The 26,007-nt window shown below is 70.8% G+C and carries 22 protein-coding genes; 5 read left to right on the top strand and 17 right to left on the bottom strand.

Annotated elements, in window-relative coordinates:
- The first annotated feature begins 4 nt into the window (after positions 1-4).
- Genes IT293_10290 through IT293_10275 form a run of 4 tightly spaced genes read left to right on the top strand, consistent with a single transcriptional unit; the run spans position 5 to position 4,511 of the window.
- On the top strand, positions 5-1,462 hold the full coding sequence (locus tag IT293_10290; protein MCC6765041.1) for an aldehyde dehydrogenase family protein: 1,458 nt from the start codon (positions 5-7) through the stop codon (positions 1,460-1,462).
- 10 nt (positions 1,463-1,472) lie between these two features.
- Positions 1,473-3,107, top strand: coding sequence for a cytochrome P450 (locus IT293_10285; protein ID MCC6765040.1), 1,635 nt, complete (start codon positions 1,473-1,475; stop codon positions 3,105-3,107).
- A gap of 16 nt (positions 3,108-3,123) precedes the next feature.
- Positions 3,124-3,657 (top strand): nuclear transport factor 2 family protein, encoded by a 534-nt coding sequence (locus tag IT293_10280; protein ID MCC6765039.1) that lies wholly within the window; start codon positions 3,124-3,126, stop codon positions 3,655-3,657.
- Between the two features lie 2 nt (positions 3,658-3,659).
- The gene (locus IT293_10275) at positions 3,660-4,511 is read left to right on the top strand and encodes a hypothetical protein (GenBank protein MCC6765038.1); all 852 of its coding nucleotides are present in this window, start codon (positions 3,660-3,662) and stop codon (positions 4,509-4,511) included.
- A 200-nt stretch (positions 4,512-4,711) separates the two neighbouring features.
- Here the strand turns inward: IT293_10275 and lon are convergent, their stop codons facing one another.
- From lon to IT293_10195, 16 genes are all read right to left on the bottom strand, one after another.
- Entirely contained in the window at positions 4,712-6,997 is a 2,286-nt protein-coding gene (gene lon / locus IT293_10270) for an endopeptidase La (protein MCC6765037.1), read from the bottom strand.
- A gap of 55 nt (positions 6,998-7,052) precedes the next feature.
- Entirely contained in the window at positions 7,053-8,189 is a 1,137-nt protein-coding gene (locus IT293_10265) for an acyl-CoA/acyl-ACP dehydrogenase (protein ID MCC6765036.1), read from the bottom strand.
- Between the two features lie 11 nt (positions 8,190-8,200).
- On the bottom strand, positions 8,201-9,379 hold the full coding sequence (locus IT293_10260; protein ID MCC6765035.1) for an acyl-CoA dehydrogenase family protein: 1,179 nt from the start codon (positions 9,377-9,379) through the stop codon (positions 8,201-8,203).
- A gap of 144 nt (positions 9,380-9,523) precedes the next feature.
- Positions 9,524-11,341: a hypothetical protein gene (locus tag IT293_10255; protein MCC6765034.1), complete on the bottom strand. Its 1,818-nt coding sequence runs from the start codon at positions 11,339-11,341 to the stop codon at positions 9,524-9,526.
- A gap of 138 nt (positions 11,342-11,479) precedes the next feature.
- Positions 11,480-12,619, bottom strand: a complete 1,140-nt coding sequence (locus IT293_10250) for an acyl-CoA/acyl-ACP dehydrogenase (GenBank protein ID MCC6765033.1) — start codon at positions 12,617-12,619, stop codon at positions 11,480-11,482.
- Between the two features lie 28 nt (positions 12,620-12,647).
- Positions 12,648-13,556 (bottom strand): SDR family oxidoreductase, encoded by a 909-nt coding sequence (locus IT293_10245; GenBank protein MCC6765032.1) that lies wholly within the window; start codon positions 13,554-13,556, stop codon positions 12,648-12,650.
- Between the two features lie 2 nt (positions 13,557-13,558).
- Positions 13,559-14,710: an acetyl-CoA C-acetyltransferase gene (locus IT293_10240; GenBank protein ID MCC6765031.1), complete on the bottom strand. Its 1,152-nt coding sequence runs from the start codon at positions 14,708-14,710 to the stop codon at positions 13,559-13,561.
- A 171-nt stretch (positions 14,711-14,881) separates the two neighbouring features.
- Complete coding sequence (locus tag IT293_10235) at positions 14,882-16,117, bottom strand: lipid-transfer protein (GenBank protein MCC6765030.1); 1,236 nt, start codon at positions 16,115-16,117, stop codon at positions 14,882-14,884.
- Entirely contained in the window at positions 16,069-16,527 is a 459-nt protein-coding gene (locus IT293_10230) for an OB-fold domain-containing protein (protein MCC6765029.1), read from the bottom strand. The genes IT293_10235 and IT293_10230 overlap by 49 nt, the downstream gene beginning before the upstream one ends.
- Entirely contained in the window at positions 16,524-17,558 is a 1,035-nt protein-coding gene (locus tag IT293_10225; GenBank protein MCC6765028.1) for an acyl-CoA dehydrogenase family protein, read from the bottom strand. Before IT293_10225 ends, IT293_10230 begins: the two co-directional genes overlap by 4 nt.
- A 7-nt stretch (positions 17,559-17,565) precedes the next feature.
- Complete coding sequence (locus IT293_10220; protein MCC6765027.1) at positions 17,566-18,723, bottom strand: acyl-CoA dehydrogenase family protein; 1,158 nt, start codon at positions 18,721-18,723, stop codon at positions 17,566-17,568.
- Positions 18,724-18,731: 8 nt separating this feature from the next.
- Positions 18,732-19,493 (bottom strand): enoyl-CoA hydratase family protein, encoded by a 762-nt coding sequence (locus IT293_10215; protein MCC6765026.1) that lies wholly within the window; start codon positions 19,491-19,493, stop codon positions 18,732-18,734.
- 9 nt (positions 19,494-19,502) lie between these two features.
- On the bottom strand, positions 19,503-20,279 hold the full coding sequence (locus IT293_10210) for a ketoacid CoA transferase (GenBank protein MCC6765025.1): 777 nt from the start codon (positions 20,277-20,279) through the stop codon (positions 19,503-19,505).
- A 2-nt stretch (positions 20,280-20,281) separates the two neighbouring features.
- Complete coding sequence (locus IT293_10205) at positions 20,282-21,160, bottom strand: CoA transferase subunit A (GenBank protein ID MCC6765024.1); 879 nt, start codon at positions 21,158-21,160, stop codon at positions 20,282-20,284.
- 106 nt (positions 21,161-21,266) lie between these two features.
- On the bottom strand, positions 21,267-22,337 hold the full coding sequence (locus IT293_10200) for a strictosidine synthase family protein (GenBank protein ID MCC6765023.1): 1,071 nt from the start codon (positions 22,335-22,337) through the stop codon (positions 21,267-21,269).
- Positions 22,338-22,409: 72 nt separating this feature from the next.
- Positions 22,410-23,267, bottom strand: a complete 858-nt coding sequence (locus IT293_10195; protein MCC6765022.1) for an alpha/beta hydrolase — start codon at positions 23,265-23,267, stop codon at positions 22,410-22,412.
- A 125-nt stretch (positions 23,268-23,392) separates the two neighbouring features.
- Here IT293_10195 and IT293_10190 point away from each other — a divergent pair, with 125 nt between their 5' ends.
- On the top strand, positions 23,393-24,484 hold the full coding sequence (locus IT293_10190; GenBank protein MCC6765021.1) for a Zn-dependent alcohol dehydrogenase: 1,092 nt from the start codon (positions 23,393-23,395) through the stop codon (positions 24,482-24,484).
- A 79-nt stretch (positions 24,485-24,563) separates the two neighbouring features.
- Here IT293_10190 and IT293_10185 read toward each other — a convergent pair whose 3' ends face one another.
- Entirely contained in the window at positions 24,564-25,988 is a 1,425-nt protein-coding gene (locus IT293_10185) for an FAD-dependent oxidoreductase (protein ID MCC6765020.1), read from the bottom strand.
- Between the last annotated feature and the right edge of the window lie 19 nt (positions 25,989-26,007).

Raw genomic sequence — 26,007 nt, 5'->3', positions numbered from 1 at the left:
GATCGTGAATCCCGAGACCCGCAACTTCATCGACGGACGGCTCGTGGAGGCGTCGAATGGCGCGACGTTCCCGAACGTCGATCCCGCGACCGAGGCGGTGATCGGCGTCACGGCCGACGGCACCCGCGCGGACATGGATCGCGCGATCGGCGCGGCGCGCCGAGCCTTCGACCAGACCGACTGGTCGACGAACCACGCGCGCCGCAAACGGTGCCTCGAACAGCTGCACCAGGCGCTGCTCGGCGCCAAAGAGGAGCTCCGCGAGGTGGTCGTCGCGGAAGCTGGGGCGCCGCTCATGCTCGCCTACACCGTGCAGTGCGACCAGGCGATCGACTGGATGCCGTTCTACGTCGATCTCGCGGGCAGCTACGAGTTCGAGCGGCCGATGGCCGACATGTCGTTCATGGGCATGGTGAGCCGACGCATCCTGCGGCGGGAGGCGGCCGGGGTGGTCGGGGCGATCACGCCGTGGAACTTCCCGCTCTATCTGAACCTCTGCAAGCTCGGTCCGGCGCTCGCCGCCGGCTGCACGGTCGTGCTGAAGCCGGCGCCCGACACGCCGTGGTCGGCCACGATGCTCGGCCGCCTCGTCGCCGAGCGCACCGACATTCCGCCGGGCGTCGTGAACGTCGTCGCCTCGACCGATCACCTCCTCGGCGAGATGCTTGCGAGCGATCCGCGGGTCGATCTGGTGACCTTCACGGGCTCGACCGCGACTGGCCGGCGCGTCATGGCGAGCGCGAGTGCGACCGTCAAGAAGGTGTTTCTCGAGCTCGGAGGCAAGTCGGCGACGATCATGTTGGACGACGCCGACCTGCCGAGCGCCCTCGCGCAGATCGGCACCGTCTGCACGCACGCGGGGCAGGGATGCGCGATCACGACGCGCTTGTTGCTGCCGAGGTCGCGCTACGTCGAGGGGGTCGCGATCGTCACGGAGGCCTTCCGCACGTTCAAGTACGGCGACCCCGGAAATCCCGCGCACCTGATGGGGCCGCTCGTCAGCGAACGTCAACGCGAGCGCGTGCTCGGGTACATCGCGAAGGCGAAGCAGGAGGGTGCGACCCTCGCCGTCGGAGGCGGAGTGCCGAAGCATCTGCCGAGGGGCTACTACGTGGAGCCGACGCTCTTCGTCGACGTCGCCCCCGCCTCGACGCTCGCGCAGGAGGAGGTGTTCGGTCCGGTGCTGGCCGTGATTCCCTTCGAGGACGACGACGATGCCGTGCGCATCGCCAACGATTCGATCTACGGCCTCTCGGGTGCGGTGACGAGCGCGAGCGAGGAACGGGCGCTCGCCGTGGCGCGCCGGATCCGCACCGGAACGTTTTCGATCAACGGCGCCATGTGGTTCGCCGTCGATACGCCGTTCGGGGGATACCGGCAGAGCGGCGTCGGGCGCGAGAACGGGATCGCGGGCTTCGAGGAGTACCTCGAGACCAAGGTGATCGGGCTGCCGGCGCGCTGAGGGGGTCGTGATGTCCGAGATCGCTGCCGAAACGCGAACGTCGGTCGGAGCGCGCGGCGCCCTGCCGCGCTTCCCGGGAGCGTTTCCGCTCCTGGGACACATGGCGAAGTTCGCGCGTGATCCGGTCGCGATGATGCAGCAGGTGCGTGCGGCGTGCGGACCGGTCGGCGAGTTCCGGATGCTGAACAAGCGCGTGGTCCTGCTCTCGGGTCCGGCGGCACAGGAAGCGTTCTGTCGCGCGCCGGACGAGCAGCTCAGCCAGAAGATCGCCTACCGGATGATGACCCCCGTCTTCGGAGAAGGGGTCGTCTTCGACGCGCCGCCGGAGCGCCTGAACGAGCAGCTCCGCATCCTCATGCCGGCGCTTCGCGACCGGAACATGCGCACCTATGCCGGTATCTTCACCGAGGAGGTCGAGCGCATGGTGGCCGGCTGGAGCGAGCGAGGGGACATCGACCTCCTCGAGTTCACGGCCGAGCTGACGACGTACACGTCGAGCCACTGTCTGCTCGGATCGGAGTTCCGCCGTAACTTGAACGAAGAGTTCGCCCGCGTGTACGGCGATCTCGAGAAGGGCGTGAACGCGATCGCGTACGTGAATCCGTATCTGCCGCTACCCGTGTTTCGGCGGCGCGACCGCGCGCGGGCTCGCCTGCTCGAGATGATCAGCGCCATCATCGATCAGCGGCGCGCCGCGAAGGTCGAGGCGCAGGACGCGCTCCAGGTGCTGATGGAGTCGCGCTACTCGGACGGGACGCCTCTCACGCCGAACGAGATCACCGGAATCCTCACGGCGGCGATGTTCGCCGGACACCACACCAGCTCGGGAACCGAAGCGTGGACCATCATCGAGCTGGCGCGCCATCCCGAGTGGGCGGCCAGGGTCGTCGAAGAGGTCGACGCCCTCTACGCGCGCGATGGGGCGCTCACGTACCAAGCCTTTCGCGAAGTGCCGGTTCTCGAGTCCGTCTTGAAGGAGGTGTTGCGGCTCCATCCGCCGCTGGTGATCCTGATGCGGGGTGTGGTCGAGGACTTCACGGTCGAAGGGGTGACGATTCCCGCCGGAAAGCTCGTCGCGATCTCGCCGGCGGTGTCGCATCGGATCCCCGAGCTCTTCCGCGATCCCGAGCGCTTCGACCCGGGTCGCTACGATCCGGGGCGGGAGGAGGACGAGGCCCCGTTCGCGTGGATCCCGTTCGGAGGCGGACACCACCGCTGCTCGGGGTCCGCGTTCGCGATCATGCAGCTGAAGGCCATCACCATGAGCCTCTTGCACCGCTTCACCTTCGAACTCGTCGACCCGCCCGATGCCTACGGTCCGGACTACACGAAGATGGTCGTCCAGGTGCGGCAGCCCTGCCGCGTCCGGTACCGACGGCGCGCCGACGTCGTCCCCGGCCCGGACGCGCGCCCCGCGGCGACGACGGCCACCCGCACCGCCGGAGCGGCGCGCGTGCGCGTCGATCTCGGCCTCTGTCAGGGCCACGCCGTCTGCGTGTCGGAGGCCCCGGAGGTGTTCCGCTTGAACGCTCGGCGCACGGCGGTCGACCTGCTGCAGGCGGAGGTTCCGGCGGAGGGCCGCGTCCGCGTGGCCGCCGCCGCCAAGCACTGCCCCACGCGCGCCATCACCGTCGAAGACGCCTGATCGAGAGGAGATCCATATGCCCGCGTTTCCCCGCAGCGAGATGGAAGAGATGATGCGCCGCTGGCTCAAGGCCAACGAGGACGCGGAGGCCGCCGGCGACTGGCGCGGGCTCGCGGACCACTACACGGAGGAGGCCGAGTACACGTGGAACCTCGGCCCCAACGAGGACTTCGTCGCGCGCGGCCGGACACAGATCCGCGACTGGGTCATGGGGAGCGAGATGGAAGGCCTCGAAGGTTGGGAGTATCCCTACGATGCCGTTCTCATCGACGAGCAGCGCGGCGAGGTCGTCGCGTTCTGGCGACAGGTCGCGCCGGCCACGCGCGACGACGGCTCGCGCTACGAGATCAAGGGCGTCGGCGGCTCCTGGTTCCGCTACGCCGGCGACTACCGGTGGTGCTGGCAGCGCGACTTCTTCGACTTCGGAAACGCGATGGCGTGCTTCATGGAGCTGATCCAGGCCGGGAAGCTCGGCGCGGGCATGCAGAGACGGATCGAGCGCGTGATGGGGGGTGAGGTGATGCCCGGTCACGTGAAGCACGGAGCCTGAGGGTGCGCGGCGCCGCGCTCGCGCTGGAGCCGTCGGTCGCCGCCGCCGCGGGCGGCCCGCGGTGGTTCTCTCCGAACCCGAGCAAGGCGTGGGGCGAGAAGTTTTTCCTCGCGTACACGCCGTTCTGGATTGCGCCGATGGGCGCCCTCATGGTGACCGGTGCCGGCCGGCGTTGGGGAGACCTCGGCCTGAACCTCGCGATGGTCGCGATCTGGGCGCCGCTCGTGGTCGTGCCGGCGCTCCTCCACGACGAGCGCGCCCTCGGTCGACCGTGGTGGCGTGCGTACTGGTGCAAGTTCAACGTATGGATCGGGATCTACGCCGGCGTCGGCAGCTACTTCGGCAGCGAGTACTTCTTCGACGTGCTGGGCATGGTCTACACGTACCCGCAGCTTTCGTGGCGCCTGGATTCGGCGCTCCTCGGCTCGGGCGCGCAGACGGTGCCGTTCATCATGTACCCGTCGGCGCACTTCTACTTCGTGACGTACCACACGCTCGGGGTCATCGTGTTGCGGCGTATCCGAACGTCCGATCTCGGCTCGAGCGCTCCGTGGCTCTGGCCGATCGCGGTGGGGGTGGCAGCCTACGGGTTCGCATGGGCCGAGACCTTCGCGATGACGGATGGAGCGATCGCGGAGCAGTTCACCTATCGTGACCTGCCGCGCATGCTGCGCTGGGGGTCGCTCTTCTACGCGACGTACTTCGTGGTGAGCTTCCCGATGATCTACCGGCTCGACGAGCGCGCGCGCGACGACTGGCCGCTGCGGCGCGTCGCCGTCGAGGCGTTGGCGGCCGGAATGCTGCTGCTCTTCCTGCTCGACGCGCTCACGCACCTCGTCGGGCGGCTGTACTGACGCGCGCCGGCCCCGATCGGGGCCCTTCAGGCGTTCCGTGGGGCGGGTGGGGGTTGCTGTGAGGCGACGGACAGCTCGCTTGACCCCGAAGCATGGAGCCAGCGGCGGGCCCTCAGCGCCGGGTGGGAGCGGCTCGGAGCCGAGGAGCGACCCCCACCCGACCTGTCACCGAATCGAGTGGGGGAACGCCCGCTCGAAAGCTACGCCGCAACGGCTGCGGCGACCGGAGGCTCGAGGGCGAGTTTCAGCACCTCGCCGATCGTCGCCACCGGATGAAAAGTCATCTGCGCCCGCACATCCGCCGGCACCTCGTCGAGGTCGCCGCGGTTGCGCTCCGGCAGGATCACGTCAGTGAGCCCCGCCGCGTGTGCCGCCAGCACCTTCTGCTTGAGGCCGCCGATTGGCAGCACGCGACCCTGGAGCGTGATTTCGCCCGTCATGCCGACGGTGTGCTTCACCGGTCTCCCGGTCATGAGCGACGCGATGGCGGTCACGAGCGTGATGCCCGCGCTCGGGCCGTCCTTCGGCATGGCGCCCGCGGGAACGTGCACGTGGAATTCACGCCGGCGAAAGGCCTGCGGATCGATACGGAGCTCGTCGGCATGGCTCCGCACCCAGGTGAGCGCGATCCGGGCCGACTCCTTCATCACGTCGCCGAGCTGGCCGGTGAGCGTCAGGCCCTCGGACCCCTGCATCGACGCGGCCTCGACGAAGAGCACATCGCCGCCGACGCCGGTGACCGCGAGGCCGGTCGCCACGCCTGGAACCGCCGTGCGGCTCGCCGCCTCCTGGAAGAACTTCGCACGCCCGAGGGCGTCGCGCACGCGAGTCTCGTCGACCGCGACCGGCGGTATCACCGTCGCCGAGGCGATCTCGGTGGCGACCTTGCGGAGCAGGGTGCCGAGCTCGCGCTCGAGCTGCCGCACGCCCGCTTCGCGGGTGTAGTCGTTGATCACCAGGCGGAGATGGGCGTCGTCGATCGCCGCCTCTTCGGGGCGAAGGCCGTTCCGCTCGACCTGGCGCGGCCAGAGATAGTCGCGCGCGATCGCCACCTTCTCCTCGACGGTGTAGCCGTCGAAACGGATGACCTCCATGCGGTCGAGCAGCGGACCGGGGATGGTGTCGGCGACGTTGGCGGTCGCCAAGAACAAGACGTGCGACAGGTCGAGCTCCACGTCGAGGTAATGGTCGCGGAAGGAGTGATTCTGCGCCGGATCGAGCACCTCGAGAAGCGCTGCCGCGGGATCACCCCGCCAGTCGGCCCCGATCTTGTCGACCTCGTCGAGCAGGATGACCGGGTTCATGGTTCCGGCGTCGCGGAGGGCGCGGACGAGCCGACCCGGCATCGCCCCGATGTAGGTGCGGCGGTGACCGCGGATCTCCGCCTCGTCGCGTACGCCGCCGAGCGACATGCGGACGAACTTCCGTCCCGTCGCCTTGGCGATCGACTCGCCGATCGAGGTCTTGCCCGTGCCGGGAGGGCCGATGAGGGTCAGGATCACGCCCGACCGACGATCCTCGGGAACGCCGCGCTCGGCGCGAAGCTTCCGCACCGCGAGGTACTCCGTGATGCGCTTCTTCACGTCGTCGAGACCCGCGTGATCGGCGTCGAGGACTTCCCGGGCGTGGACGGGATCGAGGCGCTCCTCGGAGCGCTTGGCCCAGGGCACCGCGAGCAGCCAGTCGAGGTAGGTCCGGATCATCGACGACTCGCCGTGACCCTCGGGCATCTTGTCGAGGCGGGCGAGCTCGCGTTCGGCCTGCTCGCGCACGGCGTCGGGCATACCGGCGGTGGCGATCTTCTCGCGGTAGTCGTCGACGACGGCGGAGTCGTCCTCGCCGAGTTCCTTCCGGATGGAGTCCATCTGCCGGCGGAGCAGGTGGTCGCGCTGTTGCTTCTGGGCGCCGGATTCGACGTCCTCGCGGATACGCTTGCGCACCTGCAGCTCGGCCAGCCGCTCGCGCTGCAGGCGCAGCGAGAGCTCGAGACGCTCGACGACGTCGAGGGTCTCGAGGATCTCGACCTTCTGAGCGAACGCGAGGTCGGGCGAATAGCCCGCGGTGTCGGCGAGCGTGCCCGGCTCCGTGATCGAGCGCACGAACTGGCTCACGCGCTCGTCGGCCTCGCGCAGCTCGAGGATCTCGTGGACGACGGCGCGATACTCGCGCTCGAGGTCGATCGTGCGCGAAGGCGGCGGCGTGACGTCGCTCGCCTGCTGCACGGCGACCCGCAGGCCGCCGGTCGCATCGGGCTGGGCGGCGCCCGCGATGCCGCGGTGGCGGCCGGTGAGCAGCGCCGCGTAGCCGCGGCCGGGCAGCCGGATCTTCTCCACGACGTCCGCGACCGTGCCGACGCGGGCGTAGTCGGTGCCGTGACGGGGCACCAGAAACACGCGGGACTCCTCGCCGACGTCGATCGGCAAGGTGACGGTCATGCCTGGAAAGACGACGGTGTCGTCGAGGGCGATCAGGCGCAAAGTCGACATGCGTCCCGAGGTAAGGCCGATCGACCCGATGTCAACCGATACCTGCGTGTGCCATTCACCGCGCGGCCTGGGCGTCGGCCTCCGCGGCGATCAGGCGTCCGAGCTTCCGGAGTTGCGTCGTCGCGCCGCCGAGCTGGAGCTCGAGCTGCTTGGCGTAGAGGAAATAGCGATGCAGCGGGTAGTCCCGGTCGACGCCCATGCCGCCGTGGAGGTGCTGCGCGGTGTGGACCACGCGTTGGCCGCCGGCTCCCGCCCAGTACTTCGCGATCGCGACCTGGGACGCGGCGGGGAGACCGGCGGAGATCCGCCACGCCGCTTGCCACGTCGTGAGGCGGATCGCCTCCACGTCCACGTAGGCGTCCGCGAGTCGTTGTCCGACCGCCTGGAACATCGCGATGGGTTGCTCGAACTGCTTGCGGTTCTTCGCGTAGTCACTGGTGAGGGCGAGCGCCTGCTCGCACACGCCGAGGGCGACGCAGGCGAGCGCCGTCGTCGCGCGCTCCTCGATCCACGCGAGCGTCTCGCCGCCCGTGGCCGTCGTGCCGAGCACGGCGTCGCTGCCGACCCGGACGTCGTCGAGCTCGATGCGGGCCTCCGGCTGTCCGCTCGTCGTGAGGAGGGGCCAGGTGCGGAGCCCGGGCATGGCGGCCTCGACGAGGAACACGACGACCTTGCCGTCGAGGGTGGCGGGTACGAGGACGAGGTCGGCGAGGTCGCCCGCCGGCACGCAGGTCTTGACGCCCGAAATACGCCAGCTCGCTCCGTCCTTGCGCGCGGTCGTCGTCGGCCGCCCCAGGTCCGCTTGGTCCTCCGTGAGCGCAGCGGTGAGGATCGCCGCGCCCTCGACGACTTTCGGCAGCCATGCGCTCTGCTGGGCGGGCGTGCCGTACTCGGCGAGGGGCAGGGCGCCCGTCACGATCGTTTCGAGGAGCGGGATGGGTGCGGCGGCGCGCGCCATCTGTTCGAGGATGAGCGCGACCTCGAGGAAGCCGAGGCCCGCGCCACCGTGCACCTGCGGCACCGCGATGCCGAGCAGGCCGGCCTTGGCGACCTCCGTCCAGAGGTCCCGGTCGAAGCGCGGCCCGCCGGCGCGCTCGATCTGACGGACGCGCTCGTGGGACGCATGGTCGGTGAAGACGCGCTTGGCGAGCTCCGCGATCTGCTGCTGCTCGTCGCTGAACGAGAAGTCCATGAACGATCCTTTCAGAAGCGGGGCATGCGGGGCAGGCCGAGGCCGAACATGCCGATCAGGTCGCGCTGGACCTCGTTCGTGCCGCCGCCGAACGTCAGGATGAGGAGGCTCCGATAGAGCATCTCGAGGCGCGCCACGCCGACGGCATCGCGCGAGCCGCGGCAAAGGTACGCGCGCGGCCCGACGATCTCCATGAGGACGCGGAACGCTTCGAGGTAGAACTCCGTGCCGAAGACCTTGATGGTCGAGGCGTCGGCGACGTCGAGGCGGCCCTGCGTTCCCGTCCACGCGACCTTCCAGTTGATGAGGCGGAGGAACTCGAGCCCGGCGGCGACGCGCGCGAGCCCGATCTGGACCCACTCGTGATCGATCACGCGCCCGCCCTCGGGGCGCCGCGTGTCGCGCGCCCACGCGACGACTTCCTCGTAGGCCTGCGCCAAGAGTCCCGCCGAGCAGAGCGTCACCCGCTCGTGGTTCAGTTGGCTCGTGATCAAGCGCCAGCCGGCGTTCTCCTTGCCGACGAGGCTCGTCGCCGGCACGCGCACGTCGTCGAAGAAGACGGTGTTGATGTCGTGCTCGGAGAGCAGGTGCATGGGGTCGATGCGGATGCCAGGTGTCTTCACGTCGATCGCGAGCATCGAGATGCCTTCGTGCTTCGGAGCGTCGGGATTCGTACGGACGGCGAGCCACATGTAGTCGGCGTCGCTTGCCAGACTCGTGAAGATCTTCTGGCCGTTGAGCACGTACTCGTCGCCGTCGCGGACGGCGCGCGTCTTGAGCGAAGCCAGGTCGGTGCCGGCATGCGGCTCGGTGTAGCCGATGCAGAAGTGGATCTCCCCCTTCAGGATGCGGGGCAGGAAGAAACGCTTCTGGTCCTCGGTCCCGTGACGCATGATCGTCGGGCCGACGGTGTTGATGGTGAGCATCGGGACGGGAGCGCCCGCGCGCATCGACTCGTCGAAGAAGATGAACTGCTCGACCTGCGAGCGGCCCTGGCCGCCGTACTCCTTCGGCCAGCCGATGCCGAGCCAGCCGTCGGCGCCCATGCGTTTCACGACGGCGCGCATGGTGGGACCGACGCCGCGCCCCTGGTGCAGCTCCTCACGGATCCGCGGCGTCAGCAGCTCCGCGTAGTAGTCCCGCAGGTCGCGGCGCAGCTTCTCCTGGTCCTCGGTGTAGGCGATGTACATCTCGTTGGGCTCCTCGCGCCGCGGCGCCGCCGCGACTGGTGGGGGATCCGGGCGGATTTCACGGAACCGTCGCCGTGATGCGTCTCGCGCGCATGGCTGCGCGCGAGCGTATGCGGCGATCGGGCTCGGTCGTGGCGAACGCGTTCAGGGCGTGACGACCCACGACGGGTTGGTGCCGCTCTGGAACTGCGGGCCGACGTAGGTGTGATCCGGTCCGGGGAGGTAGCCGACATCGAGGAGGAAGGCGCGGGCGCTCGCCAGCGTTCCCGACATCGTACCGACGCCCCGCAGACCGTACGATTCGATGTCGCCGATCTGCGTCCCGGTCGGAACCTCGATCGCCAGACGACCGATGCCCTCGGGCACCCGCGGGCTCAAGCCGGCGATCGGTTGGTTGTGGTCGGAATAGTAGGTGGTGCCGGCGATCGTCGCGATGCCGCGCAACACCTGGCCGCTTACGCTCACGTCGATGTCGTAGTCCACGAAGAGGTAGTTGCGGGCGTCGCTCAGCATCTTCGACGAGGCGTTCGGGTTCGGCTCGGTCTTGCCCTCGCGGACCATCTCCTTCGCCATGATGGCGTAGGAGATCGGATCGAGGTCCATGCCGAGCTCGCGCGGCACCCCGGCATCGTCGAACTCGTATGGGGCGATGCCGAAGGCGAGTGTGGAGACGCCGTCGTCCTCGACGAGACCATTGCCCGTGGCGACGCGGACGATCGGATGGGTGCCGCGATAGCTTCCGGCGAACACGGGCAGCACGCCGCTCTCGTCGGGCCGGTAGCGGGTCTGTAGCAGCGCGCCGCTGCCGTCGACGTCGACCTCGACGATGCCCTCGATGTCCGTCGTACGGCCGTAGCGGGCCATCAGCACGTCGGGATAGACGCCCGTGCCGAAATCCTCGTTCGACCAGATCAGTACGTAGCGGTACGTCGTGTAGCCGACCTGCGGGATCGGCTTTGCGTACGCGATGAGGGGTACGTCGCTGCGCGCGTAGCCGGGATGCTGCGGAAAGCGGTTCTCGTCGTCGTCGATGCCGAGGAGGATCGGGGCGTAGCGGGTGAAATCGTAGCGCGGGTCGCCGCTCGGGATCGCTTCGACCGCCGCCGCGGCCGTCACCGACACCGGCGCTTTCGGGTTCGGGCTCAGCGCCTTCTCCGGGTGGATCCCGATCACGTGGTCGCCGGCGGCGAGCGCGCCGAGGAGCACGCGATACTCCGTCGGTGCGGCGCCGCCGTAGAGCACGAGCTGACCGAGCGGCGTTCCGTCCAGATCGTAGCTCACGACCACCGACTCGCTGTCCTTGGTGCCCCAGTCGGTGCCGATCGTCGCGATCGTGAGGGTCGCGACGCCCTCGCCGGGTGCCGCGACCGTGAAGGGCAGGGCCTGATGGCCCGTCGGCGAGATCGCGAGCGGGAAGATGGCGTCGATCCAGTCGGGCGCGTCATCGCAGATGCCCGGATCGCAGCTGGGGACCTTGGCGATCTTGGCGGCGCACTTCGCCACGTCCTTCGGGAAGGCGTTCATCTTGTTGGCGCGCCGCCGGGTGAGCTTGGTGGACACGAGCTTTCCGGCGGTCGCGGCGCGTACGTTGCCGCAGGGCGTCGCCGCGGCGCTGGCGCAGGCGTTGGCGTCGTCCCAGGTGGCGTCGTACGCGTTCTCCGCGAGCGCGTCGAGGTTGCAGGCGACGAGCGCCGCGCAGCTCGCAGAGAGCAAATACGGGTCCGCCGTGCCGTCCGGGCGGGGACACGTCGCCGGACATGTCGGCTTCGCCTTCTTCCCGCAGGCAAGCACCGCCTTCCAGCGTGCCTTCACGAACTTCTCGACGGTTTTGGGGACGGTAGCGAGGTCGGCGCCGCAATCGCCGGCGCATGCGGCCGACGCCCTGGAGGGGCCGGCGGCGGCGAGCATGGCGAAGGCGAGCAGGAACGCGACGACGAGCGGGATGCGACGGGGGAGCGACATCGGAAACGGCCTCCTCGGGGCGTAGATCTCCGCCGTGCCTACCACGAACCGCGGCGCGACGGCTACGGAATTTCCGGGCCCACTGCGGTGAACGGCAGGAGCTCCGGGCGGCGCGCCCGAGGCCGGTGGCCGCCGCCTTCAGAGGGCCAGGTAGCGGGCGACGAGCTCGCGGTGATGGCGTCCATCGCCGAGCAGCGACTCGCTCGATCTGGCGCGCTTGAAATAGAGGTGCACGTCGTACTCCCAGGTGAACCCGACGCCGCCATGGACCTGCATGCAGTCGGCGGCGCATTGGAAGTAGGTGTCCGAGGCGTAAGCCTTGGCGAGGGAAGCGGCGACGGCGAGCTCGGGGCCGCGCTCCTCGGCCGTGCAGGCGGCATAGTACGTCGCCGAGCGGGCGGCTTCGACGCGCATCAGCATGTCGGCGCACTTGTGCTTGATCGCCTGGAACGAGCCGATCGGGCGCCCAAACTGGACGCGCTCGCCGGCATAGGCCACGGCGAGGTCGAGGCAGCGCTCGGCGCCGCCCACCTGCTCGGCCGCGAGCGCGACGGTCGCGAGCCGCAGGGTCGCCGCGAGCGCCTCCCACCCCTGCGGCTCGCCGCCGAGCACGGCGTCCTTCGGCACGCGCACGTCGTCGAGCACGATCTCTGCGAGCCGTCGCGTCTGGTCGAGCGTGGCGAGGGCGCGGCGTCCGAGCCCGGGCGTGGTCGCCGGCACGAGGTACAGCGCGACGCCCTCCGCGCCGGTGGTTCCGGGCGCGCGCGCCGCGATCAACAGAAGGTCCGCCGTGTGTCCGTCGACCACGTAGGATTTCGTGCCGGAGAGCACGACGTCTCCGCCGTCGACGCGCGCGAGCGCGCGGACGCCGTCCGCGTCCCACCGGCCGTCCGGCTCCGTGTGGGCGAGGGCCGCAGTCGTTGTGCCCGCGGCGATGCCGGGAAGCCAGCGCGCGCGTTGCTCGGGAGTCGCGCCGACGACGAGCGCGTTCGCGCCGAGGCAGACGGTCGAAAAGAAGGGGGCGCAGAGCAGCGCCGCGCCCATCGCCTCCATGAGGACCATCAGCTCGACCTGTCCGAGGCCGAGCCCTCCGTGCTCCTCGGGGACGACGACCGCCGGCCACCCCATCTCGCCGGCGATGCGCCGCCAGAGCCCGGGATCGAAGCCGCGCTCCGTCGTCATCGCGGCGCGTACCTCCGCCGGGCCGGCGTGCGCGGCGAGGAAGGCGCGTGCCGTGTCGCGGAGCTGACGCTGCTGCTCGTCGAGGGCGAAGTTCATCGGCCTGGGTGCGGGCGGCGCGGCGGGCTCAGGAACCGTAGACCTTCTGGGCGGGGGTCGCCTTGGCGAGGAGGTCGCGCACGATCGGGCCGAGCTCGCTCGGCGCGAAGCGCGCGCCTTGGTCGACGCCGATCCCGGTGTGCCAGCCGTCGGCGACGTTCAGCTTGCCGCCGGCGATCTCGAAGATCTGGCCCGTCACGTCGCGCGACTCGGCGCTGCCGAGCCACACCACCAGCGGCGCGACGTTCTCGGGGGCCATCGCGTCGAATCCCTCGGCCGGCTTCGCCATCATCTCCGCGAAGACCGTCTCGGTCATCCGCGTCCGCGCCGCGGGCGCGATCGCGTTGGCGGTGATCCCGTAGCGGCGGAGCTCCGCCGCCTGGACCAGCGTCAGCGCCGCGATGGCCGCCTTCGCGGCCGAGTAGGCCGACTGGCCGATCGACCCCTGCAGGCCGGCGCCGGAGCTCGTGTTGACGATGCGGGCGTCGAGCTTGTCGCCCGTCTTGGCGCGGTCCCGCCAGTGCGCGGTCGCGTGGCGCGCGACGCAGAAGTGGCCCTTCAGGTGGACGCGCACGACCGCGTCCCACTCCTCCTCCGAGGTGCTCACGAACATGCGGTCACGGACGAAGCCGGCATTGTTGACGACCACGTCGAGCCGCCCGAACGCATCGATGGCGGTCTGCACCAGACGCCCGGCGCCCGTCCAGTCCGCCACGTCGTCGCCGTTGGCGACCGCATGGCCGCCCGCGGCGCGAATGGCCTCGACCACCTCCGCCGCCGGGCCGGTCGTGGCCTCGCCGCGCCCGTCGAGCGCGGTGCCGATGTCGTTCACGACCACCCGCGCGCCCTCGGCCGCGAAGGCGAGGGCATGGGCCCGGCCGATGCCGCGCCCGGCGCCGGTGACGAGGACGACCCGTCCGTCGCAGATCCCGGCCATGGTCAGAGCCTCTCGATGATGGTGACGTTCGCCTGGCCGCCGCCCTCGCACATGGTTTGCAGGCCGTACCGCCCGCCGGTGCGCTCGAGCTCGCAAAGGAGCGTCGTCATGAGGCGCGCGCCGGTCGCGCCGAGCGGATGGCCGAGCGCGATGGCGCCGCCGTTCACGTTCACCTTCGCCGGATCGAAGCCGGTCTCCTTCTGCCAGGCGAGGACGACCGAGGCGAAGGCCTCGTTGATCTCGACCAGGTCGATGTCGTCCTTCGTCATGCCGGCCTTCTCGAAGGCCCAGGCCGTGGCCGGGATGGGGGCGGTGAGCATCCACACCGGGTCGGCGCCGCGGATGCTCATGTGGTGGATGCGCGCGCGCGGCGTGAGCCCGTGCTCCTTCACCGCGCGCGGGGACGCGATCAAGATCGCGGCGGCCGCGTCGGAGATCTGGCTCGATACGGCGGCGGTGAGACGTCCGCCTTCGCGCAGCGGTTTCAGCGTCGCCATCTTCTCGAGCGAGGTGTCGCGGCGCGGGCCCTCGTCGGCGCTCACGCCGGCGAGCGGTACGATCTCGCGGGCGAAGCGCCCTTCGTCGATCGCGCGGAGCGCCCGCCGATGGCTCTCGAGGGCGAAGCGCTCCATGTCCTCGCGCGTGCAGTCCCACTTCTCGGCGATCATCTCCGCCGAGCGAAACTGGGACACCTCCTGCGTGCCGTAGCGCTTCTGCCATCCCTCGGAGGTCGAGAAGGGATCGGCGAACCCGTACGCCTCACCGGCGAGCATCGCCGAGGAGATCGGGATCATGCTCATGTTCTGGACGCCGCCGGCGATCAGCAGGTCGGCCGTGCCGCTCATGACGCCCTGGGCGGCGAAGTGCACCGCTTGCTGCGCCGATCCGCACTGCCGGTCGATGGTGGTCCCGGGTACGCCGTCGGGCAGCCCCGCCGCGAGCCAGCACGTCCGGGCGACATCGCCGGCCTGCGGTCCGATCGTATCGACACAGCCGAAGATCACGTCCTCGACCGCCTCCGGGTCGACGCCCGTCCGCTCGACGAGCGCGCGCAGCACGTGCCCGCCGAGGTCGGCCGGATGGACGGCCGCGAGGCCGCCGCGGCGGCGGCCGACCGGGGTTCGGACTGCGTCGATGATGTACGCCTCTGCCATGGGAAGCCTCCCGTCGGGATCAGTCGAAAACCGTGCAGGTGTAACGGAGAACGGTCCGGGACGCCAGGCGTACGGCGCGGTCCGTGTCGGTGAGGCTCGGGCGTGGAGTGAGGGAACGCCTCAGCGCGCGGACGCGCGCACGGCGGCGCCGGCGCGAGATAGGCGAGGGGACTAGCGTTGCACGACCACCGAGGAGCCGTGCCCGAAGAGCCCCTGGTTGACGCTCACGCCGACCTTCGCGCCCTCGACCTGGCGGCCCGTGGCCTGTCCGCGCAACTGCCAGGTGAGCTCGCAGACCTGCGCGATCGCCTGGGCCGGGATCGCTTCCCCGAAGCACGAGAGGCCGCCGCTCGGATTGACGGGTACGCGGCCTCCGATCGTGGTCACGCCGTCGTTCAGGAGCTTCTCGGCGGCTCCGGGAGGACAGAGCCCGATGTTCTCGTACCAGTCGAGCTCGAGAGCCGAGGAGAGGTCGTAGACCTCGGCGACGTTCACGTCCTCGGGACCGATGGCGGCCTGCTCGTAGGCGGCGGCGGCGATCGAGTCGCGGAAGGCGACCGGCGGCGGAGGCACGGTCGCCGCGGAGTCGGTCGCGAAGTTCGGCATTTCGATCACCGTGCTCGGATAGCGCGGCGTGACCGTCGAGACCGCCGAGATCGTCACGGGATTGGTCGCGTGCTTGCGGGCGTACTCCATGCTCGTGAGCACGATGGCCGCGCCGCCGTCGCTCGTGGCGCAGATCTCGAGGAGGCGGAGCGGATCGGAGACCATCGGCGACGCGAGCACTTCCTCCTCGGTGACGAGCTTCCGGTAGCGGGCGTAGGGATTCTCGAGCCCGTGCCTTGCGTTCTTCACCTTGACCTTGGCGAAGTCGCGGTCGGTCGCGCCGTAGAGCGCCATGCGGCGGCGGGCGTAGAGCGCGAAGTAGACCGGGTTCGTCGCGCCGAGGAGCCGGAAGCGCAGCCAGTCGGGATCGGTGCCGCGCTCGCCGGCCTGGGGAGCGAAGAAGCCCTTCGGCGTCGTGTCGGCGCCGACGACGAGCGCGACGTCGCAATTGCCCGCGAGGATGTGGGCGCGCGCGACGCTCACGGCCTGCGAGCCGGCGGCGCATGCCCCGTAGCAGCTCGTCACCTGCGCGCCCGACCACCCGAGGGCCTGGGCGATCGAGGCGCCCGCGATGAAGCCGGGATACCCGTTGCGGATCGTCTCGCCGCCGGCGACGAACTGCACGTCCTTCCACTGGAGGCCGGCGTCGGCGAGCGCGGCCCGCGCCGCGGCGACGCCGTACTCGACGAAGTTCTTGCCCCATTTGCCCCAGGGGTGCATGCCGACCCCGAGCACCGCGACCTTGCGTTCGCTCACGGCCGACTCCGATCGGCCCGCTCCGAGGACGCGGCCGGGGTCCATTTCCAGACGAGGTACTCCGTGGCGTCGTCCGCGTAGAGCGTCTCCGCGACGAGGTCCATGCGCATGCCGACCTTCAGGTCCGCGGTCGCGACGCCGTTCGCGACCTGCCCGAGGACGACCATCTGCTCGTCGGCGAGCTCCACCGCCGCAATCGCGTACGGCACGAACGGATCGGGCGAGACATAGGGCGCCGGCGGCTGATAGTGGTTGTCGGTGTACGACCAGAGGGTCCCGGTCGCGGAGAGCGGCACGTCCTCGAGCTCGCTGCTGCCGCAGGAGGGGTTCCGACAGGCGAACGCCTCCTGCGGAAAGAAATAGCTTCGGCACGAGCGGCAACGGCTGCCGATCAAACGGGGTCGTTCCGGATTCGCGTCGAACCAGCCCTCACGCGCCGACACCTTGGTTTTCACGATGCGTCCTCCTGCGAGTCCAGTACGGCCGAGGCGACGCGGCCGCGGTGCCAACTGCTCGTACCCCACGCCGTTTCGAGGGCCCAGGCACGCTTCATCCAGACGTGGAGGTCCACCTCCCAGGTGTAGCCGATCGCGCCGTGGACCTGGAGCGCGGTGCGCGCCGCGAAGGTCGCGGCGTCGGCCGTGACCAGCTTGGCGTGCGATACGTCGCGGCCGCGGGTGGAAAGGTCGCGGGCGACCCCGAAGGCCGCCCGGTACACGACCGGTCGCGCGAACTCGAGGCGCACCTGCGCGTTCGCGAGCATGTGCTTGATGGCCTGGAAGCCGCCGATCGCACGGCCGAACTGCTCGCGCTGCCGCGCGTAGCGGACGGCTTCGTCGATGAGCCGTGCGGCGACGCCGAGCAGCTGGACCGCGGTGCCGAGGGCGCCGCGGTCGACCGCCGCCGCGTGGAGGCGGCGGCCGTGGGCGCCGGCCGCGACCCGCGTGCGCGCCGACGGCGCCGACGTGACGCGGAACAGCCGTTGCGCCCCGTCGAGATGGGGCAGGGGCTCGCTCCGGACCTCCGCGCGGGGAAGCGCGTGGATCTCGTCCCGGTCGACGAGCAGCAGGAGCTCCGCCACGTCGGCGTGCGCGACCCACGGGTTCGGCGGGCAGCCGACGCCCACCACGACCTCGCCCGCCGCGATACGGCCGAGCCAGGGATCGGCGAAGGCTCGGTCTTCGAGCCCCGCGAGCAGCGGCACGGCCACGAGCGCCGTGTCGACGACGGCCTCGGGCAGCGCCGCGCGGCCGGTCTCCTCGAGCGCCAGCACGAGCGCCACTTCGTCGAGCCCGAGTCCGCCCGCGCGCTCCGGCACGAGCAGGCCGAGGAGGCCGAGCTCCGCGAGGGCGCGCCAGCGGCCCGCGTCGTGCGCGTGCGGGTCCTCCCAGACCCGGCGTACGGCCGCCGGCGTGCACAGCCGATCCAGCACGCCGCGGACGCTGTCCCGGAACCGGAGGTGCTCGTCGTCGAAGGCGAAGTGCATCGGCGCCTCAGTCCCGCGGCAAGCCGAGGACGCGCTCGGCGATCACGTTGCGTTGGATCTCGTTCGTGCCGGCGTAGATGGGTCCGGCGAGCGAGAACAAGAAGCCGTCGAGCCAGCCCGCCGCCTCCGGCGGCGCCACGGGCGGCAAGAAGCCCGCGTCGGCGCCGAGCAGCGCGAGGGCGGTCTCGTGCATGCGGACGTCCATCTCGGACCAGAAGATCTTGTTGAGGCTCGCCTCGGCGCCGATCGAGCCGCCGGCGATGAGGCGGGACGCCGTCGCGTAGGTCGAAAGCGAATAGGCTTCCGCGTCCATCCACGCGCGCACCACCAGGTCGCGGAGCGCCGGATCGGCGTCCGCGCCGCGGGCCTCCCAGAGACGGCGCAGGCGGCGAGCCGTCGCCTGGAAGCGCGCCGGGCTCCGCAACATGAGGCCGCGCTCGAAACCCGCCGTCGCCATCGCGATCTTCCAGCCTTGGTGCTCCTCGCCGAGACGATTGGCGCGCGGGACGCGGGCCTCGTCGAAGAACACCTCGGCAAAGCCGGTCTCGCCGTCGAGCTGCGGGATCGGCCGGACACGTACGCCGGGCGTGTCGAGCGGCACCAGGATGAAGCTCAAGCCCCTGTGGCGCTCCGATTTCGGATCGGTGCGGACGAGGCAGAAGATCCAGTCCGCGAACGCCGCGCGCGAGCACCAGGTCTTCTGGCCGTTCAGCACGTACTGGTCGCCGTCGAGGCGCGCGCTCGTGCGGATCGCGGCCATGTCGCTGCCGGCGTTCGGCTCCGACCATCCCTGCGCCCAGACCTCTTCGCTTCGCGCCATCTTCGGCAGGTAGCGGGCTCTCTGCTCGGGCGTGCCGAACTCCATGAGCGTCGGTCCGAGGAGGAAGATGCCGTTCTGATTGACGCGCCCGGGGGCGCCCGCGCTCCAGTACTCCTCCTCGAAGATGAGCCACTCGATCAGATTGCAGCCGCGTCCGCCGTACGCGACCGGCCACGAAACCATCGCGTAGCCGCCGTCGTGGAGCACGCGCTCCCACTCCCGGTGCAGCCGGAATCCCTCGGCGGTGTCCATCGAGGGGAGGGGCCTCTCCGGCACGTGCGCGGCGAGCCAGGCGCGCGCCTCGGCACGGAAGGCATCCTGCTCGGGCGTGAAGGTCAGGTCCATCCGGTGCGCTACTTCCCTTGGTCGGTGAACGTCGCGCCGCGCTTCTGGACGAAGGCGTCGCGCGCCTCCTGGGAGTCGGGTGAGGTGTAGAGCTCGAGCGTGAACCCCTGCTCGAAGCGATAGCTCTTCTTGAGGTCGAGGAGCTCGATGCCGTTCAGCGACTCCTTGGCGAGACGGAGCGCCTTCGGGCTCTTGGCGGCGATCTTGGCGGCGAGCGCCCGGGCGGTCGCCCGCAGGTCGGGGCGCGGCACGACGGCCTCGAGGGCGCCGAGCCGGTACGCCTCGGCGGCGGTGATCGGCTCGCCGGTGTAGAGCATCTTGCGCACCTTCTGGATCGGGAACATGCGCAGCAGGTGCGACGCCGCGCCGAGCGCGCCGCGATCGATCTCCGGGAGGCCGAATGTCGCGTCGTCCGAGGCCAGGATCACGTCGCACGAGCCGACGAGGCCGATGCCGCCGCCGAGCACGAAGCCATGGGCTGCGGCGACGACGGGAACGGGGCAGTCGTGGATGGCGGCGAAGGCATCGTAGCAGCCCTTGTTGACCTTGGTGATGAGCTTCGCGTCGCGCGCGAGCTCTTTGATGTCGACGCCGGCGCAGAAGCCGCGCCCTTCGGCCACGAGGAGGACGACGCTCACGTCGTCGCGTCCGCCGATCTCGGTAATCGTCCGCGCGAGCTCCGCCCAGCCGGCGCTATCGAGGGCATTCACGGGCGGATGGTCGAGCAAGACCTCAGCGATGCGGCCAGCGACGGAGGTACGGATCGGCACGGCGGGCTCCTATTTCTTGAAGACGGTCGCCCGCGTGTCGTGCGGGTCGAGGACCGTACGGATGAGACGCAGCTGCTCCTCGGTCGGCGCCGGCGTCTCCCCGACGTCGGCGGCGCGCGCGAGCGGGAAGCTCGTCGCGGCTTCGACCTGCTCGATGCTCACGCCGGGATGGACGGAACGCAGGCGCATGGCGTGGCCGGGGCCGCCGAAGTCGAGCACGGCCAGGTTGGTGACGACGAGGCGGAGCTCGTGGAGGTCGCGCCGTACGCCCGGTTGCCAGCGCGCGGGGTCGTAGCCCGCACCGGACGCCATGTCGACGCGCTCGACGAACGCGCGGGTCGAGTGGTCGGGGATGAAGAAGCTGCACGGGTGGTTGATCGTGTTGCCCGGGATGCCGCGCACGCCGAGGAGCTGCACCTTGGGCTTCTCGAACGTGCCGCCGATGTAGCTGATGTTGATCGTGCCGAAGCGGTCGATCTGGGTCGGCATCGTCATGGCGTGACGGCGCCCGCTCCAGAGCAGATCGAACACCTTGCGGAACGGCAGCCAGCCTTCGACGGGCATGCGATACCCGGCCGGCCGCTTGCCGACCGGCACCGGCTCGGCGACGAGCAGGCACTCGGCGTCGGTCATCATGAGGTCGGGGCCGAAGGTGAGCCGCGCCAGGCCGGCCGCGAGGCGTGGCACGAGCCCCAGACCCGAGGCGAGGACCTCGCCGTCGCCGCGCCACGCCTCGGCGGCGGCGGTGATGCAGAGCTCGGCGAGCGTGTAGCCGGAGGTCGTCATGGTCAGAAGATCGGCGGCGGGATCGCGCGGACCCGCTCGGCGCCGCCGACGGCGGCGAGATACGCGGCCGCGCCGACGTCGACGAAGCGCGTGCGGTAGTCGGCCCATCCTTCGGGGGTCGCCGCCGCGGCGTAGACCTTGAGGTGCTCGAGGTCGATGCCGTAGGCCGGCGTGCACGACGTCGGATGCGCTCCGAGCGGCGCCTCGACCACGGCGTCCACCATGCCGCGGTCGAGCACGAGCGTGTGCAGGCAGCCGTGCTCCGCGAAGCTCCCGGTCGGGACCACGCGCTCGCACGTCACGTAACGCTTGCGGGCGGCTCCGCAGAAGAGGTCGTCGAAGTACGGGTCGGGGCCGAGGATCTGCGCGTTGCCGCGCGCGTCGGCGTGGTCGGCGTGGACGAGCGCGGCGTCGAGCGCGAGGGCGGGCATCGCGAGCAGGCGCTCGCCATCGCCGTACGGCGACACGACGGTCCGGAGCTCCGGATGCAGGCGCTCCACGTCGGTCGCCAGGCCCGCGCGCGTCGGCAGGAAGGGGAGGCGCAGCATCGCGGCGCGCAGGCCCCACTGGATCATGCCTTCGTCGAGCTCCATCACCTGCAGGCCGCCGGCCTGGCGCGCCGCCCGGAAATGGGGGTCGAGGGGAATGAGATCCAGGGAGACGAAGCCGAAGACGAGCCGGCGCACCTTACCGGCGGCGCAGAGGAGGCCGACGTCGGGCCCGCCGTACGACACGATCGTGAGATCGCGCAGCGGCGAGCGCACGATCTCGCGCACCAGCGCCATCGGCTTCCGGCGCGCGCCCCAGCCACCGATCCCGATCGTCATGCCGTCGCGGAGCTCGGCGACGACCTCGGGCAGCGTCCGGCGCTTATCGGCCATCGGCGGGTCTGGCGGTAGGGGGTGTCGTGGGGAAACGGGGCACGAGCGGCGATCCGGGCGCCTCTCTAGCATCGACCCCCGGAAAATGAAACGTGTTGCACTTTGTTCAGGGCGCCGTGCCGCCGGCGAGTGCGCAGTCGAGGAAACCCTCGTCGAAGATCTGGCCGATCAGCATGCGGTTCCCGCGCACGGCGGCGACGCTCGCGCCCGAGATCGTACTGCCGTCGTCGAGATAGACCTCGGCGACGTCGCCCCGGGGCGTCACACGGAGCACCTGCGAGGGTGACAGGGTCTGCGGGTCGTCGCGATGCGCTCCGACGCGCAGCGGCTTCGGGTGCGCCGCCACCCAGAGGGTTCCGTCGGCGGCGATCTCGATGTTGTCGACCCCGCTGCCGAGCGGGATGGCGCGGCGGTACGCCAGCGCCTCGCTGCCCGGGTCGCGGTCGTAGACCCGGACGCTTCGGCCGGTGGTCGAGGCGACGTAGAGCAGCTTCCCGTCCGGGCTCACGTTGATGCCGTTCGGGAAGACGAGGTCCGGTATCGCGGAGCGGAAGCCGCCGGGCCCGTAGAAGACGACCTCTGCGCCGGCGAGCTGCAGGTACGTTTCGATCGTCTGCATCGTCCCCGGCCGGTGCGCGTGCGTATTGGTTACGTAGAAGCGGTCGAGACCGACCGCGACGAGGTCGTTCGGCATGACGAGCAGCGGGTCGGTGAGCGTGGCGCGGTGCAGGAGGCCGCCATCGGTGACGTCGAAGATCTCGATCGCGTGCCGCGCCGGCGGGTCGTCGTCGACCGGGTGGTTCACGACGAAGAGCGCGTCGCGTCCGTCGGAGCCGGTCCAGAGGCTGATGCCGTGCGGCTGGAAGCGGGCGTCGGCGCGCGGGGTGAGGTTCACGGGCGCCGCGTCGGAGGCGGTGAGATCGTAGGCCCAGATGGCGCCCGGCGCCGGCCGCCCGGACAAGATGCCGCGGCGGTCGCTCGCCGACAGATACGCGATGCCGGTCCGCGGGTGGATGGTGATGTCCTCGGGGCCAACGGGCCCGGGCACGAGATGACACGTGCCCGCGACGTGGGGGTGGATGCGGCGGAAGACCCCGCCGATCCAGAGTACGCGCACGACCTGCGCGGCGACCGCCAGCAGGACCAGCAGGAGGGCGATTCCGATCAGCCGGCGCATGCGTCCCCGCGTCCATGGAGCGGCGGCGCGGCGAAGGGCCGCGGGGGTCGAGGACTCATGGGCGGATCTCCTTCACGGGTTGCCGTTCGTCAGTCCGGCGAGAAAGCCCACGACGGCGTCGGTGAAGCGGTCGTTGCGGTCGCCGGCCACCATGTGGCCGGCATCCGTCACGTCGACGTAGCGCGCGTGTGGCACGAGCCGCAGGAAGTCGGCCGCGCCTGCCTCGGAAAGCACGTCGCTCTGCTGGCCGCGGACGAGAAGGGTCGGCACCGTGAGGGCCGCGGCGGCCGCCGCGAGCCGCGGCGGATTGGCGACGTCCGACGGCGGTCGCGCGCCGCCGAGGAAGCGCGGATCCCAGTGCCAGCGCCAGCGGCCGTCGGGACCTTGGCGGAGGCTCTTCGTGAGGCCGGCGAGCTGGCGCGGGCGGGGCCGGTGCGGGAGGTACGCCGCGACCACGTCCGCCGCCTCCTCGAGGCTCGCGAAGCCGTCCGGGAACGCGGACATGAACGCGCGTACGCGCTCCGCGCCCGCGACCTCGATCCTCGCCGCGACGTCCACGAGCACCATTGCGGCCGCCGTGCCCGTTGCTTCGCCCTCGGCGATCAGCGCCGTGATGCCGCCGAGCGACGCGCCGACGACGACCGGCGCTCGGCCGAGCGCCGCCGCGACCGCGCGCAGGTCCGCGGCAAAGGCGTCGATCGTGTAGTCGCCGTCCTCCGCCCACGCGCTGTCGCCGTGACCGCGCGCGTCGAGGGACACCGCGTACCAGCCGGCGCGGGCGATCGCGCGGCCGGTGCCCCGCCACGAGTGGCGCGTCTGGCCACCGCCCGGCAGCAGCACCACCGGAGCCGCGGTCGGATCACCCCACGCGTCGCCGGCGAGCCTGAGACCGCCATGGCCGGTGAAGCTCACGATCTGGTGCGGGGGCATCACGGAAGCGCGTCTCGTAGAGGATGGGAGGTGTCTTTGTAAACCGCAGCGCATCGTGTAGGAAATGCGCTCCATTCGCACGGCGCGCCGGCGCCGGCCCAAACTCATTCGGAAGGAGTCGTCACATGGTCAAAGGCGCCGTCATGCACAATTTCATGGAGCCGCTCAAGGTCGAGTCGCTCAAGCTGAAGCCGCTCCGCGAGGGGGAGATCGCCGTCAAGATGGTGGCGAGCGGCGTCTGCCACTCCGACCTCTCGGTGCTGCAGGCGAAGCTCCCCGTTCCGCCGCCCGTCGTGCTCGGCCACGAAGGGGCGGGAATCGTCGAGGAGGTCGGCGCCGGCGTGACCGACCTCAAGCCGGGCGATCATGTCGTGCTTGCCTGGGTCGCGAACTGCGGCAAGTGCAACTACTGCGCGAACGAGCGCACCCACCTCTGCGAGCAGGCGATCCAGTCCGCGATGCTGGGGCAGGAGGCCGTGTTCGAGATGGGCGGCACGGACGTCTCGCGCATGGCGGGTGTGGGATCGTTCGCGGATCACACGATCGTGCGCGCCACCTCGGCCATCAAGGTCCGCGACGACGTGCCCCTCGAGGTGGCGTGCCTCGTCGGCTGCGGCGTCATGACGGGCGTCGGCGCGGCGATCAACACCGCCAAGGTGCGTCCGGGCCAGACGGTCGCGGTGTTCGGCTGCGGTGGCGTCGGTCTGAACGTGATCCAGGGCGCCGCGCTCTGCGGCGCGGCGCGCATCATCGCCGTCGACCTGGCGCCGTCCAAGCTCAAGATGGCGCAGCAGTTCGGCGCGACCGACGTCGTGAACGCGAAGGACAACGCCGACGCGCCGAGCGCGATCAAGGAGCTCACCGGCGGCCACGGCGTCGACTACGCCTTCGAGGTCGTGGGAACCTCGGCCCTGATCCAGCAGGCCTACCTCTCGGTGAAGCGCGGCGGCGCGGTCGTGTGCGTCGGCGTCGTGCCCATGGGTCAGACCATCGAGATCCCGGGCATGATGCTCTCCCTCGAGGAGAAGTCGCTCCTCGGATGTCTCTACGGCTCGGCCAACGTCCGCCGCGACATGCCGCTCCTCATCGACCTGTACATGCAGAAGCGCCTCAAGATCGACGAGCTCGTGTCGAAGAAGATCAAGCTCGAGGACGTGAACGGCGCGTTCGACGCGATGGAGAAGGGTGAGGTCGCGCGGTCCGTGATCGTCTACTAGACCGCGTAAGGGTGCGCGGGCCTGCTCTCGGCCCGCGCACCCTCGACCGGCCCCGTCTCGGCGCCGGCGGTGGCGATCGCTACCGAGCCCGCGCCGCGTTGCGCCCCGCACGGCGGCCGAAAAAGGTGCCGTCGCCGATGGAAATACCGCTCACGTAGCCCTCCGCGGCGATGCCGTTCGTCGTGCGGCCCGCGGCGAACAGCCCGGGAAGCGCCTGCTCGTCCGGCCGCAGCACGGCGCCGTCGGGGCGGGTGCGCAGGCCGCCGAGGGTGAAGGTGGCCCAGACGACCTTGTCGGTGCTGCAGTCGATCGCCGCGAACGGCGCCGCGGTGAGCGGTTGCAGGAAGCGGGCGTGCTTGTGGAAGAGCGGGTCCACGCCGATCGCCGCGTGGCGATTGTAGAGCTCGACGGTGCGCTGCAGGCTGCCCTCGGGAAAGCCGCCGACGCGCTCGAGATCGGCGACCGTCTCCTCGACGAAGGTCGCCTCGAAGCCGGCCGAGTTCCGCTCGTAGATCGCCGTGTCGACGATCAGGAACATGCGGCCGTCCTGCCGGAAGAGGCCCTCTTGGCCGATGCGTCCGTAGTAGGCGTCCTCGTTGATGAAGCGCTGGCCCGCGGAGGTGACGAGGATGCCGCGAACCAGGCGGCGCGGCGGCGTGATCGGCACCGCGACCTCGCCGGCGTGCATGCGCGCCACGTCGGCACCCGCGCCCATCGCCATGCGGATCGCGCGGCCGTCGTCGCCCTCGACCCCGAGCCGGAAGGAGCACTTCGTGAGAAGCGGGCTGTGGCGGCGCAGCATGGCGTCGTTCTGGATGAAGCCGCCCGCGGCGAGCACCACGGCGCGGCGGGCGCGCACCACTTGCTCGCGGCCGTCATGGCGCGCGACGACGCCGGCGACACGGCCGTCGCGCTCGACGACGAGCGTGTCGACGCGCGCGTCGGCGACGATCGCGGCGCCGCTGCGCTCGGCCGCGGCGACGAGCCGCTGCATGAGGAAGCCGCCGGCGGCGTTCGGGTGCTGCGGCTTGTGGGCGCGCGGCACCGGGGGCGTGAGGCGATCGAACGGATGCGCATCCTCGCCCCCGGAGAACACCAGGCAGTCGTCGGTCGGCGGCTCCATCGACGGTTCGGGGTAGAAGCTCCGCTTGAATGGCACGCCGTGCGCCTCGAGCCAGTGGAAGTGGGCGACGCTTTCCTCGCAGTAGACCGCGACCTTCGCCCGATCGGTCTCGGGACCACACGCGGCCGTCAGGAACGCGGCCATGGCCTCGGGCGTGTCGTGATAACCGCAGGCCTCCTGCACCGGCGTGCCGCCGCCGAGATAGATGAGCCCGCCCGCCAGCGCCGAGGTTCCGCCGCCGCCGCCCGCGCGCTCGAGAACGAGCGTATCGGCGCCGGCCTCCGCGGACTCGATCGCGGCGCACGCCCCCGCGCAGCCGAGGCCGACGACGACGACGTCGGCCTCGCGATCCCAGCGGCGTACCGCGTGCGCGTCGCGCACGTCGGACGCCGCAACTTCA

Source organism: Deltaproteobacteria bacterium (assembly GCA_020848745.1).
Lineage (GTDB): Bacteria > Desulfobacterota > Binatia > UTPRO1 > UTPRO1 > UTPRO1.
Note: the sequence above shows the minus strand (reverse complement) of the source record. Positions and strands in the feature narration are given on the sequence as shown.